The following is an 18,010-nucleotide window of genomic DNA, read 5'->3' on the forward strand; positions in this document are numbered from 1 at the left end:
AAGGAGCACTATCAGCGTGTGGTTTTCCTAGATCGCTCGCAAGCAGGTATGCCCCCATAATGTCGGTCTGCGGAAATTCGATTTCAACCGCTTTATGAGCTGCGGAGATGGATTCGATATCGGACACTTTTGGAGGTTCGCGTAAAATGGCAATGAAATCGATATCGCTGGAGCCTTCAATAAAGTCCCCTAATGCAACCGAACCGTATAGATAAACGGATTCAATGATCGAATGGTCTTCACCGAAACCATTACATAACTTACTCATGATTGATTCAACTACTTTAGGCAGCATAACTAGCTCCTTTCAGGATAGTGAAACCGTACTGTACCTACAAGAATTATACATAAAAAAGACGCCAGGAACGTATCTACGTTCCGGCGTCTCCTTGTTTTTATTTAGGCGAAATGGTCTCAAGCGGCTTCGCATTGCCATATACAGGACGCTGACGCTCTACAGGCTTAGCCCATTTCACGGCGTTCGTAATGACGCGTTGAACGTCTTTGTTGTAATAAGTCGGATAGGTTTCGTGGCCCGGTCTGAAGTAAAATACTTTGCCGTTGCCGCGGGTGAACGTGCATCCGCTGCGGAAAATTTCGCCGCCTTCGAACCAGCTAGTGAAGATCAGCTCGTCCGGTGCAGGAATATCGAAGTGCTCGCCGTACATTTCTTCCTTCTCGAGCTCGATATATTCACCGATGCCTTCCGCGATCGGATGGCTTGGCGCCACGACCCACAGGCGCTCCTTCTCATCGGCTTCGCGCCATTTCAGATCGCAGCTCGTCCCCATCAGCACTTTGAAGATTTTGGAGAAATGGCCCGAGTGAAGGACGATCAGCCCCATCCCGTCCAGTACGCGCTGGCGGACCTTCTGTACGATCTCGTCCTGTACTTGATCATGCGCAAGATGTCCCCACCATATGAGTACGTCCGTATTGTTCAATACCCCATCCGTTAAACCGTGCTCTGGCTCATCCAAAGTAGCTGTCCCAGCTTCATATCCAGCTTCCTTCAAAAAGGATGCGATTGTGCCATGTATGCCCTCGGGATATATTTCGCCGACTAGCGGATTTTGTTTCTCATGACGATTTTCATTCCATACCGTTACTTTAACCATGTAGAAGAACTCTCCTTCTTGTTAATKTTATTGTTACTCCAAGTATAGAAAACGCGGCCCATCATGGGAATGCTTAATCATGCCTCTTTTGTATTCAAAAGTGTTATACTTCAAAGAGACAGGAGGTTACTGACATGTCATCTATCAAAACGTACATGGACACCTATGCCGAAGCGATCAACGAAGAGGTCGTCTATCAAAACCCGCTGCTGTTTCTAAAAATATGGGAAATCAGCGCGAATGCAAGCCAATACGGCCCTATTGAGAATCAACCGTGGCATAATCATAAAGAAGTCGAGTTTCTTGCGATATTGAAAGGCAGCTTAGGCGTCCAAAGCAAACACAATTACGTTGTCCTTGAACCAGGTGACGTTTTGGTGCTCGGAGCCTCACAGCCTCATCGAACCCACAAGCCTTTTGCTGACGACCAGCACTATATCGTGTTCCAGATCGATCTTGGCAAACATTTTGACCAAAGCACGATGCCGTATTTATCCTGCTTCTCGGAGCATACGGAACCACTGGATAATCTGAACTACATCTTCAATAGCAACAACGCCGTCAAACAGGAAGCGCATAACTTCATCATGGATATATTCCATGAATCGCAGCGGCGCACGAGAGGTTATGAAATTGCCGTAAGCGCTGCCATCAAGCGCCTCTTACTGCTCATGTTAAGAAACGATAGCCGAGGCGTATTAAAGGATACGGAGGAAACGGACTTAGTCCGCTTCAGGCCGGTTCTTGACTATATTGACACGCATCTCGATGAGAAAATCAGCGTTGAGGAAGTATGCGCTTTGCTGAATCTGAGCTATCATTATTTCATCAAATATTTCAAAAAAACGATGGGGCTTTCCTTTGTTGAATACGTCAATTACAAACGAATCAAGAAAGCCGAGTTGCTTCTGCTGACAAGCGATCTTAATATTATGGATGTGAGCTGCGAGGTCGGCATCACCAACATGGCCCAATTCTACAAGCTGTTCAAGCGGCATAACGGCTGCTCGCCTAGAGAATTCAAGCTGTTCATGCGCAGCGGCTCCAAAGTAATAGAGATGCAGCATGAGTAGCTCTATATAAGGAGAGATACGATGACGTCATTAGACAAAAATGCACAAGAAATCGATTTACCTAAGATCAGCAACCCTGCTACTCGCGCGCTCACACAGGCTGGTTATTTTAAGCTTGAGCAGTTTACTAAAGTAACGGAGGCAGACATCCTCAAGCTGCATGGCGTAGGGCCTAAAGGAATTCGAATACTGAATGAATCTCTCCAAGCAAGAGGACTGTCTTTTGCGCAAAAGTGAATGTTTAGTCTAGGATTACATCGTTTATTGCCCAGCTTCTACGATTTCCCGCAGCCTATCGGCGATATGGTCTATGCACACGCCGCCATGATACGTGATGACCGAATCGATCGCTAGTTCTTGAAACTTAGCTACGGACTTCGTTGCCAGCTGATGATCGAGCGTGAACTTCAGATCGAAAGACTGGAGAACGCCGTCTCGGGACGTTAAGGCATCCCCTGCTATTAAGGTTTTGCTAGGGATATGGTAGAGCGATATATGATCCGGCGTATGGCCGGGCGTGTGTATGACTTGAATGCCGCCGGCATAAGGAAGAATATCGCCGTCTTGAAGCATCACGTCCACTTTCACGGGCGATGAAACGATGATTTTGCTTTTAATAAGCGGAATCTCCCCAGCCAAGTAAGGTACGGCTGCTTCATGAGCCAGCACTTGAACAGCGCCCTCTGAAGCTTGCACAAGATCAGACAAGCTGCCGATATGGTCGCGATCTTGGTGCGTAATGATGATTTTAGTTAATTTGTTGAACGGAAGAGACTGCTGCTCCAATAGCTCGCGGATAAGCTCTAACTGACCGGGCAGACCCGTATCTACGAGAATGACATCCTGATCATCCCATAGCAGAGTCGGATAAACCACAAACGGCGTACCATTGGCATCCATCGTTAATTGAATCGCTTTTATTCCTTCATTGGGTCGTGTCATCTGGCGCAACATCCTCTCTTAACCTTTAATGAACAACAAGTTTATTTTACCACCAGCTAGGTTCGTAGAGCAAAGAAACAAACAACCACTTCATTCGAAGTGGTTGTTTGTGCTCTGGGAAGTTAGGCTACACTATTTTCGTAACCTATGATCGGAAGGAGAATTGATATTGAGAAAGCCTCAATCGAAAAATATCCGTTTATTTATAGCACTGCCTTTGCCAGTTCCTATAAAGGATCAGTTGAAGCTGTGGGCTCAGCAAAATAAAGAAAGTCTTCCATTTCGCAAATGGGCGCATCCGGACGATTACCATATAACGCTTCAGTTTCTCGGGGAGATGCCGGCGGATAAGCTTGAGGCTCTCAACATCGCGTTAGCCGACATTCACTATCCCACCTTTGAATTACACCTCACCGACGTCGGTACGTTCGGACCTTCTGCAGCGCCAAGGGTTTTATGGGCAGCCGTTGACGGCGACCTTGTACACTTGACCGCTCTGCACGGTGAGGTCGTGAAGAAAACGAGTCCGCTCGGATTTGTTCCGGAGGAGCATCCCTACAAGCCGCATATTACGCTGGCGAGAACATTTGCCGGCGAGGGCAGCTTGGATGTGACGGCTTTCTCTAGCTTTCACTCATCGCAACGATGGTTAGTTGACCATTTTGTGCTTATGCGCACTCATCTGAACACGTCGCCCATGTATGAAGTCATAGGCAAATACCCCCTACAACCTCGGTAGGGGGTATTGCCGCCATTATGCCTCGCTTACCATACGATTCGTTAATTGGCCCAAGCCTTCGATCTCAATCGTTACGATGTCGCCGGGCTTCAAGTATACGCGCTTGTCAGCCGGATAACCAAGTACGACGCCTTCCGGTGTCCCCGTTAATATGATATCGCCAGGTATAAGCGTCATATGCCGAGAAATATAGCTGACGACCTCATCGCAATGGAAAATCATATCCGATGTATTCGAATGCTGGCGCTCGTCCCCGTTCACGAAACATTTGATAACCAACGCGTTCGGATCGGCGATCTCATCCTTCGTAACCAAATAAGGTCCAAGCGGGCTGAAACCGTCGCAGCTCTTGCCAAGCAGCCACTGCGAGGTTCTCATCTGCAGCTCGCGAGCTGACAAATCATTTGCGCAGCAGTAGCCGAATACATGGTCAAGCGCTTGCTCCTTGCTGACGTTTTTGGCTGTACGGCCGATGACGATAACGAGTTCCGCCTCATAATCGACTTGGCTCGTCACCCGTTCCGGCAATACGACGTCTTGAAGATGACCCGTCAATGTATTATTGAACTTATTGAATAGAATCGGAAATTCCGGAATGGCCGCATTCGTTTCAATTGCATGCTGCCTGTAATTAAGCCCCACGCAAATGATTTTGTTCGGAGCCGGCACGCAAGGGCCGAATTGGACTTCCTCTTCGCGAATCAGCAAGTCACGCCCGTGACCTGGCGATAGGAGCAAACGCTCCACGTAGCCGTTTAGGCTTTCCACAGCCTTCTCGCCTCCGGCTATAACGTCCATGATTGACGTCGGAACTTCGGAATCGGGCATGCGCTCGAGCGCGGATATAATATCGATAATACCATCACTTCGCTTGACTCCAAGTCTGTATTGCCCCTCTTGATTAATCGCCACGACCTTCATTTTGGTTGTTTGCCCCTTCCCTTTCTGGTATTAAGCATCTTTGCCAAATACAATTCCACCGTCAATGTACAGTGGTGAGCCCATCATGAACGATGACTCCTCCGAAGCGAGAAACAGCGCTGCGTTGGCAACGTCTTCGGGCTTGCCTAATTGTCCGCTAAGCTGCCGCTTCTGAATCGCCGCAATCGCTGCTTCCGGATCGTCATAGGAACGCTCCAGGTAAGCCTCGACGAAAGGTGTCATAATCGTTCCCGGCAATAAGGCGTTAACTCTTATATTATACTTTGCATAGTCAACTTGCATCGACTTTGTTAAGGCAAGCACCGCACCTTTCGAAGCGGAGTAGGAAGCTCTTCGGGCCAAACCAATCTCTGCAACGCATGAAGACATATTAATGATCGTACCTGCTCTCCGCTCCATCATATGGGGAACCACATACTTAGAGGGCAGGAACACGCCGCGAACATTGACGCTCATCACGCGATCCCATGCCTCAGGCTCGATTTCATGAATCGCTCCTACTCCGCTTATGCCCGCGTTGTTGAACAATATATCGATGCGCGTGCACGCCTTGATCGCTTCGCCAACCATCGCCTGTACCGCTGCGGCATCCGTCACGTCGGCAAGCAGGAACAGCGCTTTCCCTCCCGACTCTCGTATGCGTTCAACCGTTTCTAATCCGCTGCGCTCGGAAACATCGTTAACAATAACGAAAGCGCCCTCCATAGCGAACCGTTCGGCCGTCGTTTGTCCGATTCCAGAGCCTGCTCCCGTCACCAGCGCAACCTTATTTTGAAGCTTCATCGCTCCTCCCCCTCCCATATTGCGTCTACCTGATCCGGAATTGGTCAAAATATCGGGGGATGATTTCCGTCGATGCCCCCGGCATTTCCGGCAAAATGTAATGGCCGTCCTTGACCGTAGCCGGCTCCACAAAGATCGTTCGGATCCACGGAATATACTCGAGCATGATCGCTCCTTGCGTAGCCGCCACCAAATGCTGATGAATTTGGCCCATATCGCCTACATGCGGACAGATCGGCACATCATAGGAAGCAGCAAGCCCGGCAACTTGAAGCCATTCGGTTATGCCTGCCACCCGAGTCACATCCACCTGGCAATACTCTACCGCCCCTTGATGGATATAATCGCGGAACGCATATTTCGAGTAGATATGCTCGCCCAGCGCAATCGGAACGTTCAAAGCATCCGCAAGCTTCTTATGGCCGGCAATGTCGTCAGGGTTAAGCGGCTCCTCCAGCCAAAACAAATGGAACTCCTCCAGTCTTTTTCCCCATGTCATCGCCGTATTGATATTCCACTGCTGGTTCACGTCGATCATGAAGTTGACTTGGTCGCCAATTGCCCCGCGAACTGCCTTCACGCGATCGTAATCCTCATGCGGATCAGGCTTGCCTACCTTGATTTTCACTCCCGTAAAGCCCTGCTCCACAATATCCGTAACATCCTTCAGCAAGCGGTCCTTCGACCAATTCAGCCAGCCGCCGTTCGTATTATACGCTTTGATCCCTTTGCTCTTATGCCCGCCGAGATATTGCCACAGCGGTTTATTGGACGCTTTCGCCATAATGTCCCACAACGCGATATCGACTGCAGCAAGCGCCATATGGGTGATGCCGGCGCGTCCGATCCAATGCATTTTGCCGTATCGAAGCGTATCCCATATTTCTTTGACCATGAACGGGTCTTTGCCGATCAACTCCGGCGCGTAGTAACGGTCGATCGTATCCACAATCATAGAATCGCCATGGGCGCACGTCCCTGTGTAACCATAACCGACAAATCCCTCGTCTGTGAAAATACGTACGCCGGGCAGCCCCCAATGCGTAGCTGCGTTAATCGCGTCCGTGATCGGCGGATCGATCGGAACATGCAGGATGAACGTTTCTACCTTTGTTATTTTCATATCATACGCTCCCTTAATCGATTAATAGCCGAGTGAAGCGCCGCCCTCTACCGGCAGCGCGACGCCTGTAATGAAAGAGGCTTGCTCGGAAGCAAGGAACATAACCGCTTGCGCCACTTCCGCAGACGTAGCCGGCCGGCCTAGCGGATGCATATCGTTCAACAACTGAACCGTTGCCGCCGGATCTTCCTGCTGCGAAGTCCACGCTTCCAATAACGGCGTTGAGACGCCCGCCGGACATATGGCGTTGACCCGGATGCCGTCAGCCGCAAGGTCGAGCGCAAGCGACTTCGTCATGGCGATGATGCCGCCTTTCGAAGCGGCGTAGATCGGATTATTTCGCTGGCCCGTCAATCCGTTCAGCGAAGCCATGTTCACAATCGTTCCCTTCGATGCACGCAGCAGCGGCAATGAATGCTTAATCATCAAATAAACACCCTTCAGATTCACAGCGATTAACCGGTCGAAATCCTGACTCTCGATGTCCTCGATCCGCTTCGGCATAATGATCGAGGCGTTATTGTACAGCACGTCCAATCGGCCGTATAGTTGCTTTACTTGCTCAAGCAAGCTGGTCACGTCCGCCTCTTGCGAGACGTCGGTTCGTATTGCGACCGCCCTAGGGAGCCCGATTGTCGCGGGATATTTCACGGTTAACTCTATAGCGAGACGGCTAGCTTCTTCCTCGTTCCGGTCGGCAATGACGACGTTTGCCCCTTCGCTCGCGAACAGGCTGCCGCTGACCTCGCCGATTCCCGAAGCGCCCCCCGTGATGAGCACAACCTTATTTAAAAACCGCAAGCGCACCACTTCCTTATCGATTCCTATTGCTTTCTCCATACTTGAACCGCAAAGTCTCGCCTGCGACCGTATCGAGCTCCAATATCTCTCCTTCTAGCAGCAGTTCTCCGTGTGCCCGCTTGCAGCTTACTGTGCCTTCCCAGCAGTTATACATCCGCAGCGGCGAGCCCGCTTCGCTCGTCACCTCGATCCAAGCGACTTTTCCAGCTTCCTTGAAGGCGCTGACCAAAAATCCCCCTACAGCCCGCAGCGTAGCGAACTCGGCTCTTTTATCGTCCGGCCAATTCGGAAACAAGCGGAGCGTACCGTTATAGCTTTGCAGCAAACACTCGTTAATGACGGCGGGCAATGCAAAATTCTCGAACCAAATGCCCATGCGCCCCATGTAATCGAACGGCGTCGTATCGGAATATCTGCCTCCCGATTCCAGCAGCTTATCGGTGCAGGTGCCGTTCGGCAGCGTACAATAAACGATTTGCCGCTTGAAGCGCTCCAGATCGAGCTGGCCTAGCCGAGCTCCCGCCAGATTAAGAAACACCAGCTCATTACCGCCTTCGTTGCGGTGGTTGCGATAAGAGTTCACCGTGGTTTGGAATGCGTCCGGCGGCGAGTGCAGGCCATGCTCCTCGCCGGGGAATACCGTCGTTATGCCATTCGGCACGTTATAGACCACTTCAGGGTCTTCCCCCTCCACGGAGACGAACACGGTACCCCGCTGCGATTCCGCCGTCGGATACTCAGGAAACCGCCCCAACAGGTTGCTAATATCCGCAAGCAGCTCCTTTTCTGCCTCCGTTCTATCCAGAGCGGAGCAAGCCTCCACGAAAGCGCGGAACAGGAACTTCGTTAGCGTCAGATCGACGATACAGTCGCGATTRCGCTTAAAGCCAGGCGTCAATTCGTACAGCTCGGGCACGACAGTCGGGAAAATGTGGTACCGATCGTCGCCCCAAGCCTCCCCGCTGCTGCCTGGCCGCATCATATAATCCGCCATGAAGCGTGCCGCTTCCTTCATCGGCACGAAAGCCCGATCGGCTAGGAATGCTTTATCCATCGTGTACAAATAATGCCACCACAAGCTCTGAACCGTCCATGGCGTTTCGCATACCTCCCAGCCCCAATGCGGCACGGGATAAGGCATCATGCTCATCTCCACCGGGTAGGCGGAATGCGGGAAGTATGCGCCTCGCAGCCCATAGTAATCCTTCGCCCACTTGCGGCTGACCGGCAGCACATGATCCACCATATTGGCATACGCCAAGTGTTTGTCGGCATGATTGCTCGAGAACGCGACCCAGAACGGCTGCTGCGTGTTGTAGTTCATATGATAATCGCCATGCCACTCCGCTCCGATCTTGCCGTAGCTCCAATTGGCGAATAAGCCCGGACAAGCCGCTTCCGGCTTGACGGAGCATTGGAAGAAATAAAGGTTTCTGTACCAGACCCGCTCCAGCAGCTCATCCTCCAGCTCCACGCCAGACCGAGACCAATAACGCTCCCATACCTGCTTGGATCTGGCAAAAGCCGCATCGAATGCGGATTCGTCAGGATCTTCGATGGCTGCAAGGGCTTGGGATGGCTTGCGGATGACATCTTCGTCCGCTCCCTCCTCGAGCACGGCGCACAGCGTGAACGAATGTCCCTTCCCTGCCGCCAGCTCCAGCAGATTGCCGCTCTCCCGAACGGCGACGGCGGAAGAGAGGCGAGCCGACAACCGAAACGCCCGTGCTTTGCTTGCATTCTCTCGACTCTCCGTGAGTGAAGCCGGCAGCTTCTGCCGGAAAGTTAAACCGCTAAGTTCGGCGTCGGACATTGCCTCGTATAACGGGAGCTCAATCGGCGTATAAGGATCCGGGATCAATTTCACTCGGTTAAACACGTTCGGAAGCGTCTCGGGCGCTCCTCCATCCTTGCTCCTAAGCGACACCCATAACCGGTCTTCCTCCTGGTCGACGAACAGAATCAGCAGAGCGACATGCTCCTCTACCTTAAGTTCGACCTCGCATAATCCTGTATTAAGAGACAATCGATGGCCGAGAACCTCCGTCGTTCTTCTATCGAAGCCAAGCAGAAGAGAACCGCAGGGCATCGGCCGCGGATACGGCTTATCGTAATTGTCCCCCGCCATTGCGACATATTCCCGATACCATGGATCGTCGGTTAAGGAAGCGTAATGTGCCGGGATTTCCTTGATTCGGGCGAACAGCTCCTCGAATCGCCCAATCTCATCCTGGTGATCTTCGGCAATCCGAATATCCCACACGTTATTGTGTCCGAAGTGAATGACGATCGCATCCGGCCTGGTCGTTACGACCGCCCCCATGCCGCCGTTGCCGAGCAGCGCTCCTTCGAAAAAGTCCTGCGCCGGCCCCTCGAACGAGATCGCATGTTTATCGGCGATTACTTTCCTGTTCAATGTCATCGGAATCTCCCCTATGCTGCCCTAGTTGGAATAAAGTAAAGGGCCGGGCTCTCTTCAAGTCCTGAGAGAACCCGGCCCATCTTCCATTGGTTGCTTAGTCAACCTTATATTTGATCTGATCCACCAGCATCACGTCTCCGGATGCCTTAATCCCTTTGATCGTATGCGGTACGTCCGCCAAGCCGTTGATGTCGAAGATGGTCTTGCCCGTCAAACGGCTGGCATGATAAGCGCTGACCGTCTGAACGAAGGCGCCGTCCACATAGATGTCGATATTGCCCTGCTGCGGCCCTTTCGGTCCGATCAGCGACACGCCTTCACCGATAAAGGAATACTCAAAGAAATCGCCGTTCGTTTCCGTGTATTGCACGTCCTGCCTGTAATCGGATTTGAAGGCAAGCGTTAGTGCTGTCGTACCTGCAGGCAACGATGCCAAGTATTGCTTCTTCACGGTCAATTGATTTCCAGACAGCTTGTAATCCTTATTCGGTTTCAAATTGTACGCACCGTTCGAAATGCCGATCAAATTGCTTGCATCGACTGCCAGCGTGACGACAACGTCTTCCTTCTCCGGAGGATTTTTATCGAAAATGCCCTTATCCGGCGTTAATCTCGACGCCTTCTGCACCCGCAATTGATCGAGGAGCATATACGAACCGGATTGCTTCACCGCCTTGAGCGTGTGGACGCCGTCCGGCAAGTCCGCGATGACGTACAGCGGCTCCTGCGCAACCCTGCTGCCGCGATACGCGCTTACCGTCCGTTGGAACTGGCCGTCCACGTAAATGTCGACGTCTCCTTGCGACGTATCCATTTCGGTCAACAACTCGATGCCCGTGCCGTGGAATGTATATTCGAAGAACGCGCCGTTCGTTTCGGCGAAGTGGACATCGTCCTTATAATCGCCGAATGCCCGATTTCTGCTGTGCTGCCATGCCCCCGAATACGCAATGCCTGCGTCCGCGTCGTTCACCGGGACGAACCGGCCTCTAGACGTATCGCGTACCGCGACGGCCAGATCTTGCGGTGACCCTTCGGTAAAGGAAAGCGTCAAATTCGCCATGCCGATATCCAGCCCCGCCAAGTAGCCCCGCTTGAGTGTCAATTGATTGCCGGATACCGCGTAATCCGTCCCTTCGGTCAACACGCTCGTGCCATTCGCGACTTCGGTAAGCAAATTGCCGTTCAGACTAAGCGTGATGGTCGGTTCGTCCTGTTCCGATACTTGCTGGTCGAAGCTTACCGTCGTAGGGCTGATCGAGCTTTGCAGCACCTGCGACGCCGAAGTCACCTTCAATTCGTCGAGCAGCATGTAACTGCCCGATTTCTTCACCGCTTTCAGCGTATGCGCGCCTTCCGGCAGATCGGAGGCCGAATAAACGGCTTGCCTTGCAAGTCGGCTCGAATGGTAAGTATCGACCGTCTCCTGGAATACGCCATCCAAATAGATGTCTACTTCCCCTTGCGAGGAGTCTTTTTCCGTGACGTATTCAATACTGGAACCGGTAAATTCATATTCGAAATAATCGCCGTTCGCCTCCGTATAATGAACGTCATCGTTGTAATCGCCAAGCCCGCGGCTCCAGCTATACCCCCATGCGCCACTGTACGAAATGGCCGAATCATTATCGTTAAGCGAGATAATCTGGCTCGTCGTATCCGCGACCGTAATCGTAAGCATCGCCGTTTCGCTTCCGGCGAAGGAGAAGACAAGCCTTGTCGTGCCCTCCGGCTCCGCGGCCAGGTATTCTTTCTTAATCGTCACCTCGCTGCCCGATACGGTGTAGTCCGTTCCCGATGCGAGCGCCGTTCCGCCGTTCGCGATGCCTGCGAGAGCCGGACCGCCGGGCGTTAGCTCAACCATCACGTCTCTTTGCAGCGAGGTCTTCTTGTTAAAGCTGCCTTCGGAAGGCAAAATCAGATCAGGCTTGATCACCTTCAGCTTATCGAGCAGCATGAAAATACCGGACTTCTTCACCGCTTTCAACGAGTGAACGCCGTCCGTCAAGCCGTTAACGGCAAAGACGGTTTGCTGTGCAAGCCGGTTCGCATCATACGTGTCGACGGTTTCTTGGAAAACCCCGTCCACGTAAATATCGATCTCGCCCTGCGAGTCGTGCTTCTCCGTGATCAACTCGATGCCCGTACCGGTGAACTCGTATTCGAAATAATCGCCGTTCGCCTCCGTGAAATGGACGTCGTCGCCGTAATCGCCTAATCCGCGATTCCAGCTGCGATGCCACGAGCCCGTGTAGGCAATTGCCGAATCATCGTCGTTCAAGTTCACGATGACGCCTTCCGTCGTATCGCTGACCTCTATCGACAGCGTCTGCGACAGCCCAGCGCTGAATCCAACGGTCAGCTTCGTCTCCCCTAGGGGAAGTCCGGCGGCATATTCCTTCTTGATCGTTAAGGTCGAGCCGGACACCGTGTAATCGGTCCCGTTCGATAGAGCCGCGCCCCCGTTCGAAACACTGCTTAACGTATTGCCGTTAAGCGTTAATGAAATCGGAATGTCGGCCCTAGCAGCAGGCTTCTTGTTGAACTTCGCCGAACTTGGCTCGATGAGGCTGTTCTGAACGCGGGAATCGGTAACGGATACGAGCAGATTTTGCTTGCCTCCCGTTTCCTCATATCCTCCGTTCGTGCTCCAATCTCCGTCGAAGGAGAAGCCATGATCATCGCCATTCGCGCTAACCGTCCCGTCCAGCGGCGTCACTTTGAGCAAACGGGAGCCATGGGCGGCCAAATTCGCCGAGCTGAAGCCGTCGTTGAAACTTCCAAGCTCCGACTTGCTCCACAGATCGCGGACGGATGCCGGACCCGATAGCCCGATGTCGCTCCAGTCGACCTCAACCGTTGCGGCCGCATCGTCCAAATTGAATAACGCGACCGTAAAGCTGCCGTCTCCGTTATTGGCATACCAGACCTGCTGATCGGTCTCGGTCGATAGCGGACGAGTCGGACGGCCGTTCTGGTTGACCGCGATGACCTCCTCGTTCGTAAGCAGCTCAAGGCCGTAGCTGTCCAGATTCGTCATATCGTTGCCGATATAAAGCGGCGCGGCGGACATCGCCCACAGCGTCATGGCCGTCTTGCGCTCGTCTTGCGAAATGCCGTCCATCGCTCCGTTGCCCACGTTGAGCGAATCGAAGTCGTTCCAGCCGCCCGGCTTGCCGTGCGGCCACCATTGCTCTGCTTTCGGGAACAGTCTTGCGATGCTGCTCCAGCTCGTAAGCCCTGCCGTGCCGCAGTAGCATTCGATATCCCAGTCAACGCGCCAGCCGTTGGCATACTGCTTCCAGGTGTCTATGTAGTTGATGTCCAGTGCCCACGACAGCTCCAACCATATGCCGTGCGGCGCAAGCGCAGCCGACCAAGCAGCCACGTCGTCGCGCGCGTCCAGCGACAGGTCGGAGATGCCCGATCCCGGCGTCACGCTGTCGAATTTGAGAAAGTCGATGCCCCATTCGGCATAAAGATCCGCAATGGAGTTAATGTAGCTTTGAGCGCAAGGGTTCGAGAAATCGATCTTGTAGCCCAGGTTCCAGTAATCCGCCTGCGCCAACGGCTGAGCGGCGATATCCTGCATCGAACAACCAGGTGCGCCGTAGATGGGCAGGTCGTCCTCGTAAGCTTGCGGCGACAAACCCGGAATGCCGTAAATGCCGATCTTCTGATCGTTCGCATGAACATAGTCGATCACTTCCTGAAAGCCGTTCGGATAATGCGTCGTGCTTGGAATCGGGCGTCCGTATCCGTCCATGCTTCCGTTCCAGCCAGCGTCAATGTTGATGTACTCGTAGCCGTATGGCTGCAGGAGCGTATGCATCGCATCGGATTGCGCTTTGATCTGAGCGGCGGAGATAATGCTGTTATTCCCGCTATACACCTGCATGCTGAAGCTGCTCCAACCCATGTATGGCTTCAGCCCGAGGCCATTGTCGGCTGCTTCGACCACGTTGGATACGGGAGGCGCATAAGTTAGCTGCACCGCAAAAATAACGAAAGCAAGGAAACACAAGCGCCATTTTCTCATCGACTTACCCACTTCATTCATCCCCTTTAACGTCAAAGTAGAGCAGAAAGCCCGGATTGTTTAATGTCCAGGCTTTCTGCTAATTCTTGCTTTTCGTTATTTATTCGAGGCGTCGTACGCTTTCTGCAAAATTTCCAAGTAACGGTCTACTTTCAGATCCTTCAATCCTTTGACATAAGCGTCCCAATCTTTGGTCAGATCCTTGTTGCCGGTAACGAATTGCAACGCGCTTTGCTCCACGTATTTGCGAAGGTTCGTCTGGAGAATGCTCGCTTCGTCGGCTTCCGCTGGATCAACCCATACCGACCAGAGCGGGAACAGCTCCTTAGGCTCATGGCCTTGGTAGAGCAGTGTTGCTTGGTAGAGTCGACGCTCGTAAGCGTTGGAATCGTAAATATCGGTTCCTTGCACGAAGCTGTCGCGGTACTCGGAAGGCATGTAGAAGTGACCCATGCCGCTCCAGCCGGCATTGCGCGGTGCTTCTCCTTCAGCAGCAGGGATCGGCTTGATCATCGCTTTGACGCCTTCGCCCAGCGCTACATCGTCAGGACCCGGACGTTCCCAGTCGATGCCTTCCATGCCGGATGCCGCATTCGTCTGACCTTCCCATGTGAACATATAGTCGACGAGCTTAATGAGCGCGATTTGAGCTTCTTTGCTCGCTTTGTTCGTAATGACGAATTTCGCGCCAGGCGCTACGCCGCCGCCGTCATGCGTCGCGAATGATGCGCCGTTCGGTCCTGTAAGCGGAGGAAGCGGATTGTAATCGGCCGAATATTGGTTGCCCTTGTCGATATTAACGAAGATGGCTGGATGCATGCCCGCGCCGGCGCCGAGAATTTGCGTATCCGCGTTTTCGCCGATTTTTTTGAAAGCTTCGGCGTTTTGGGTGAACGCTCCCGGGTCGATAAGTCCTTCGTCGTACAACGACTTGGCGTAGGCGAGCCCTTGTTTCCACTCTTCCTTAATGGCAGCGGACTCCACTTTGCTGTTCGTCAGGTTCAAATAGTTCCGGTCGTCATTGTAGACGAACCCGTTCATGAGGAACGGAAGAACCCGTACGCCGAAGTCTTCAGTCGAACCGCTGAGAGGAACTTCGTCCTTCACGCCGTTTCCGTTCGGATCGTCGTTCTTGAAAGCGCGCAGCACTTCGCGAAATTGGTCAGGCGTCGTTGGCATTTCCAGGTTCAGCTTCTCCAGCCATGAAGTGTTCAGCCACAGCTTATTCGGATACGAACAGTGGAAACATTGCGAATAAGCCACGAGACCGTAGATGTTGCCGTCAGGCGCCGTATTAAACGCCTTCAGATCGGCATTCGATTCCATAGCCGCTTTGATATTCGGCGCATATTCGTCGATTAAATCGTTCAAAGGTACGATTACGCCTTGCTTGCCATACTTCAGCACGTCCGTCTGCGTGAATTGATCCACGTAGCCTGTGAGAATGTAAGCATCCGGGTAGTCGCCGCTCGCGAGCGAGATTTGGCGTTTTTCCTTCGCGCCGTCGGACGGAATAACCTCAAAGTTTAATTTCATGTTGAACATGTCCTGCACATGCTGTGTGAATTTATTCGTTGGCAGATCGATGCTTTGGTCCTGCACGGCAAACACGCTAATCTCTACCGGAGCAGTTGGCTTCTCTCCTGTATTTTCCGATTCCTTAGGCGGCGATGAGGCGTTGCCCGGTTGATTGTTGTTATTGCTGGACGAGCATGCGGCAAGCACCAAGCATACCGACAAAACGATGGCGAACAAACCCGCGATTCTCTTTTTCAATGGTATCGCTCCCTTTTTATTAAATGGATGAATGTCTTAACGCGATGAAACGCGATGCTGGACGATCAAATCGATATAAGCACCACCTCCTTAAAATGATTGATGTCAGGCTAGCCGTTAGCCCTTCACCGAACCAACCATCATCCCTTGCACGAAGTAGCGCTGAACGAATGGGTAGATGACCAGCACGGGCAGCGTTGCCACGACGATGAGCGAATACTTGAGAAGCTCTGCAAGCTGCTGCCGCTCGACCTGCTTCATGGCGTCGTTCAAACCCGCGGCGCTGTTGTTCTGGATAATGATGCTTCGCAAAATAAGCTGCAGCGGGAATTTGTCGGCCGTCTTCAAGTAAATCAACGCGTCGAAATACGCATTCCACTGGCCGACGGCGTACATAAGCACGAGAACGGCAATGATCGGCATCGACAACGGGACGACGATACTCCTCAGGAAGCGCAGATCGCTGCAGCCGTCCATCTCGCTTGCCTCGAACAATTCGTCCGGGATCGAGGACTGGAAGAAGGATCTTGCGATAATGACCTGCCATACCCAGATCGCGTTCGGAATGAGCAGCGCCCATCTGGAATCGATGAGGCCCACTTCCTTGACGACCATGTACGTCGGAATAAGACCGCCGCTGAACAGCAGCGTGAACGTAATGAGCATCATGAGCGCGTTGCGTCCGAAAAACGTTTTGCGCGACAGCGGATAGGCGATCATGATCGTTAACGCGACGCTGATCAGCGTACCGGCTCCCGTATAGAAGATCGAGTTGCCGTAACCGGACACCACCTGCTTCGTTTGGAACAGCACCTTGAAACCTTCCAGCGAGATGTCGACCGGCCAGAGCCATACCTTGCCGGATGTGACCGCCGCAGGACTGCTAATGGAGCTGCTGACGATATAGATAAGCGGATAAAGAACCGCGACGAGCACGAGGCTCAGAATGGCATAGATGATGATCAGGAACACTTTGTCCCCGGCCGAGTCCTTGATTTTATGATTGGTTCTAATTGCAGCCATGGCGCTTATGCTCCCCCTTTCCTTACCAGATGCTAGTGTTCGAGAACCGCTTGGCTAAGCTGTTCACCGACGTAAGCAGAATGAGATTGATCACGGAATTGAATAATCCTACCGCCGTCGCGAAGCTATAGTTTGCGTTCAGCAAGCCAACGCTGTACACGTAAGTTGCGATGATTTCCGAATTCACGAGATTGAGCGGATTTTGCAGCAGGTATATTTTCTCGAAGCCGATCGCCATGACGCTGCCTACGTTGAGGATAAGGACGATCATGATGGTGGGCAAAATACCCGGAAGATCCACATGTACGATTTTCTGGAACCTCGACGCTCCGTCGACCTTAGCCGCTTCGTACAGCGTCGGGTCGATACCGGCAAGCGCCGCCAAATAGATCACCGCCGTATAACCTGCCGTCTGCCAAATGTCCGACCATACATAGATGGAGCGGAACATGCCAGGCTCGCCGAGAAAATTGATCGAATCCAGCCCGAGCGCGTTCATCGCGATATTAACGAAGCCGAGCCTCGGCGATAGGAACAGCATAATGATGGATACCATTACGACGGTCGAGATGAAATACGGGGCGAAGGACACCATTTGCACGACCTTCTTGAACCGACCACTTCGAACCTCGTTCAGCATCAGTGCGAGCAAGATCGGAATCGGAAAGCCAGCCAGCAGCAAATATCCGCTAATGAGCAGCGTGTTTTTGACGAGCGGCCAAAACATCGGATTGTCGAAAAACAAATTGAAGTTTTTCATCCCTACCCACGGGCTTCCCCAAATGCCTTTAATGACGTTGTAGTCTTTGAAGGCGAGCACCGTATTGAGCATCGGATAATACTTGAAGATAAGGAAAAACAGCAGAGGCGGAACAACAATCATATAAAGCTGCCAATGCTTCCTTAGGCTTCTGCCCGCTTCCTCCAACAGCCCACGTTTCTTTGTAGGCTGAGCGGCGCTATCGCCTCGTTTTAAAACCAATTGATCCTTCAGAACGATCCCTCCCTAAGTCACTTGCCGCGATGAAATGATAGCGCTTTCTATACCGCTGATCATAATGGGCAGCAGAGGCGTCGCGGTAGGTACAGTTGCTCATTTTTAGGTACAGTTGCCCCTTTTTGGCAGGTGCAAATGCCCGTTCTGCGTACGTTTTCGTCAAGTATGGTCTGCTTATCGCATTCTCCAGCACTATTGTACTCAAGCGCCAAGCGAGTCATTAAAAAAGAGC

General features: G+C 52.4%; 15 protein-coding genes. 3 read left to right on the plus strand and 12 right to left on the minus strand.

The window, feature by feature from the left end; genetic code table 11:
* Both AB4Z33_RS27465 and AB4Z33_RS27470 read right to left on the minus strand, forming a co-directional pair.
* Window positions 1–295 (minus strand): nucleotidyltransferase domain-containing protein (locus AB4Z33_RS27465; RefSeq protein ID WP_442052957.1); only part of this gene is annotated, 295 nt, incomplete at its 3' end.
* 100 nt (window positions 296–395) lie between these two features.
* Window positions 396–1,118: a ThuA domain-containing protein gene (locus tag AB4Z33_RS27470; RefSeq protein WP_442052958.1), complete on the minus strand. Its 723-nt coding sequence runs from the start codon at window positions 1,116–1,118 to the stop codon at window positions 396–398.
* A gap of 134 nt (window positions 1,119–1,252) precedes the next feature.
* Between AB4Z33_RS27470 and AB4Z33_RS27475 the strand changes: the two genes are divergently transcribed.
* Together AB4Z33_RS27475 and AB4Z33_RS27480 are read left to right on the plus strand one after the other, a co-directional pair.
* Entirely contained in the window at window positions 1,253–2,191 is a 939-nt protein-coding gene (locus tag AB4Z33_RS27475) for a helix-turn-helix domain-containing protein (RefSeq protein WP_442052959.1), read from the plus strand.
* Between the two features lie 21 nt (window positions 2,192–2,212).
* A complete protein-coding gene (locus AB4Z33_RS27480; RefSeq protein ID WP_442052960.1) occupies window positions 2,213–2,428 on the plus strand; it encodes a DNA-binding protein in 216 nt (71 codons plus the stop codon).
* Between the two features lie 24 nt (window positions 2,429–2,452).
* On the opposite strand, the gene AB4Z33_RS27485 is transcribed toward AB4Z33_RS27480, so the two are convergent.
* Window positions 2,453–3,133: an MBL fold metallo-hydrolase gene (locus tag AB4Z33_RS27485; protein ID WP_442052961.1), complete on the minus strand. Its 681-nt coding sequence runs from the start codon at window positions 3,131–3,133 to the stop codon at window positions 2,453–2,455.
* A 169-nt stretch (window positions 3,134–3,302) separates the two neighbouring features.
* Between AB4Z33_RS27485 and thpR the strand changes: the two genes are divergently transcribed.
* On the plus strand, window positions 3,303–3,872 hold the full coding sequence (gene thpR / locus AB4Z33_RS27490; protein ID WP_442052962.1) for an RNA 2',3'-cyclic phosphodiesterase: 570 nt from the start codon (window positions 3,303–3,305) through the stop codon (window positions 3,870–3,872).
* A gap of 15 nt (window positions 3,873–3,887) precedes the next feature.
* Here the strand turns inward: thpR and AB4Z33_RS27495 are convergent, their stop codons facing one another.
* The 9 genes from AB4Z33_RS27495 to AB4Z33_RS27535 all read right to left on the minus strand — a co-directional run bounded on the left by AB4Z33_RS27495 (window position 3,888) and on the right by AB4Z33_RS27535 (window position 17,664).
* Window positions 3,888–4,793 (minus strand): fumarylacetoacetate hydrolase family protein, encoded by a 906-nt coding sequence (locus AB4Z33_RS27495; RefSeq protein WP_442052963.1) that lies wholly within the window; start codon window positions 4,791–4,793, stop codon window positions 3,888–3,890.
* Between the two features lie 30 nt (window positions 4,794–4,823).
* Window positions 4,824–5,597: an SDR family NAD(P)-dependent oxidoreductase gene (locus AB4Z33_RS27500; protein ID WP_442052964.1), complete on the minus strand. Its 774-nt coding sequence runs from the start codon at window positions 5,595–5,597 to the stop codon at window positions 4,824–4,826.
* A 25-nt stretch (window positions 5,598–5,622) separates the two neighbouring features.
* Window positions 5,623–6,720, minus strand: coding sequence for a mandelate racemase/muconate lactonizing enzyme family protein (locus AB4Z33_RS27505; RefSeq protein ID WP_442052965.1), 1,098 nt, complete (start codon window positions 6,718–6,720; stop codon window positions 5,623–5,625).
* A gap of 21 nt (window positions 6,721–6,741) precedes the next feature.
* On the minus strand, window positions 6,742–7,560 hold the full coding sequence (locus AB4Z33_RS27510) for an SDR family NAD(P)-dependent oxidoreductase (protein WP_442052966.1): 819 nt from the start codon (window positions 7,558–7,560) through the stop codon (window positions 6,742–6,744).
* Entirely contained in the window at window positions 7,535–9,943 is a 2,409-nt protein-coding gene (locus AB4Z33_RS27515; protein ID WP_442052967.1) for a glycosyl hydrolase family 95 catalytic domain-containing protein, read from the minus strand. The genes AB4Z33_RS27510 and AB4Z33_RS27515 overlap by 26 nt, the downstream gene beginning before the upstream one ends.
* A gap of 94 nt (window positions 9,944–10,037) precedes the next feature.
* Window positions 10,038–13,982, minus strand: a complete 3,945-nt coding sequence (locus AB4Z33_RS27520; RefSeq protein ID WP_442052968.1) for a X2-like carbohydrate binding domain-containing protein — start codon at window positions 13,980–13,982, stop codon at window positions 10,038–10,040.
* Between the two features lie 96 nt (window positions 13,983–14,078).
* The gene (locus AB4Z33_RS27525; RefSeq protein WP_442052969.1) at window positions 14,079–15,758 is read right to left on the minus strand and encodes an extracellular solute-binding protein; all 1,680 of its coding nucleotides are present in this window, start codon (window positions 15,756–15,758) and stop codon (window positions 14,079–14,081) included.
* Between the two features lie 117 nt (window positions 15,759–15,875).
* Window positions 15,876–16,781: a carbohydrate ABC transporter permease gene (locus tag AB4Z33_RS27530; protein ID WP_442052970.1), complete on the minus strand. Its 906-nt coding sequence runs from the start codon at window positions 16,779–16,781 to the stop codon at window positions 15,876–15,878.
* A gap of 22 nt (window positions 16,782–16,803) precedes the next feature.
* Entirely contained in the window at window positions 16,804–17,664 is an 861-nt protein-coding gene (locus AB4Z33_RS27535) for an ABC transporter permease (RefSeq protein WP_442052971.1), read from the minus strand.
* Window positions 17,665–18,010: the final 346 nt, after the last annotated feature.

It is taken from the genome of Paenibacillus sp. 2TAB19, assembly GCF_052115185.1.
In the GTDB taxonomy this organism is placed as follows: Bacteria; Bacillota; Bacilli; order Paenibacillales; family Paenibacillaceae; genus Pristimantibacillus.

What these genes read in the sequence shown, in the direction of transcription:
- AB4Z33_RS27505 (WP_442052965.1), bottom strand. Translation starts at nt 6,720, where the DNA reads ATGAAAATAACAAAGGTAGAAACGTTCATCCTGCATGTTCCGATCGAT.
- AB4Z33_RS27495 (WP_442052963.1), bottom strand. Translation starts at nt 4,793, where the DNA reads ATGAAGGTCGTGGCGATTAATCAAGAGGGGCAATACAGACTTGGAGTC.
- AB4Z33_RS27530 (WP_442052970.1), bottom strand. Translation starts at nt 16,781, where the DNA reads ATGGCTGCAATTAGAACCAATCATAAAATCAAGGACTCGGCCGGGGAC.
- AB4Z33_RS27485 (WP_442052961.1), bottom strand. Translation starts at nt 3,133, where the DNA reads ATGACACGACCCAATGAAGGAATAAAAGCGATTCAATTAACGATGGAT.
- AB4Z33_RS27510 (WP_442052966.1), bottom strand. Translation starts at nt 7,560, where the DNA reads ATGGAGAAAGCAATAGGAATCGATAAGGAAGTGGTGCGCTTGCGGTTT.
- AB4Z33_RS27475 (WP_442052959.1), top strand. Translation starts at nt 1,253, where the DNA reads ATGTCATCTATCAAAACGTACATGGACACCTATGCCGAAGCGATCAAC.
- AB4Z33_RS27470 (WP_442052958.1), bottom strand. Translation starts at nt 1,118, where the DNA reads ATGGTTAAAGTAACGGTATGGAATGAAAATCGTCATGAGAAACAAAAT.
- AB4Z33_RS27535 (WP_442052971.1), bottom strand. Translation starts at nt 17,664, where the DNA reads ATGATTGTTGTTCCGCCTCTGCTGTTTTTCCTTATCTTCAAGTATTAT.
- AB4Z33_RS27520 (WP_442052968.1), bottom strand. Translation starts at nt 13,982, where the DNA reads ATGAGAAAATGGCGCTTGTGTTTCCTTGCTTTCGTTATTTTTGCGGTG.
- AB4Z33_RS27480 (WP_442052960.1), top strand. Translation starts at nt 2,213, where the DNA reads ATGACGTCATTAGACAAAAATGCACAAGAAATCGATTTACCTAAGATC.
- AB4Z33_RS27500 (WP_442052964.1), bottom strand. Translation starts at nt 5,597, where the DNA reads ATGAAGCTTCAAAATAAGGTTGCGCTGGTGACGGGAGCAGGCTCTGGA.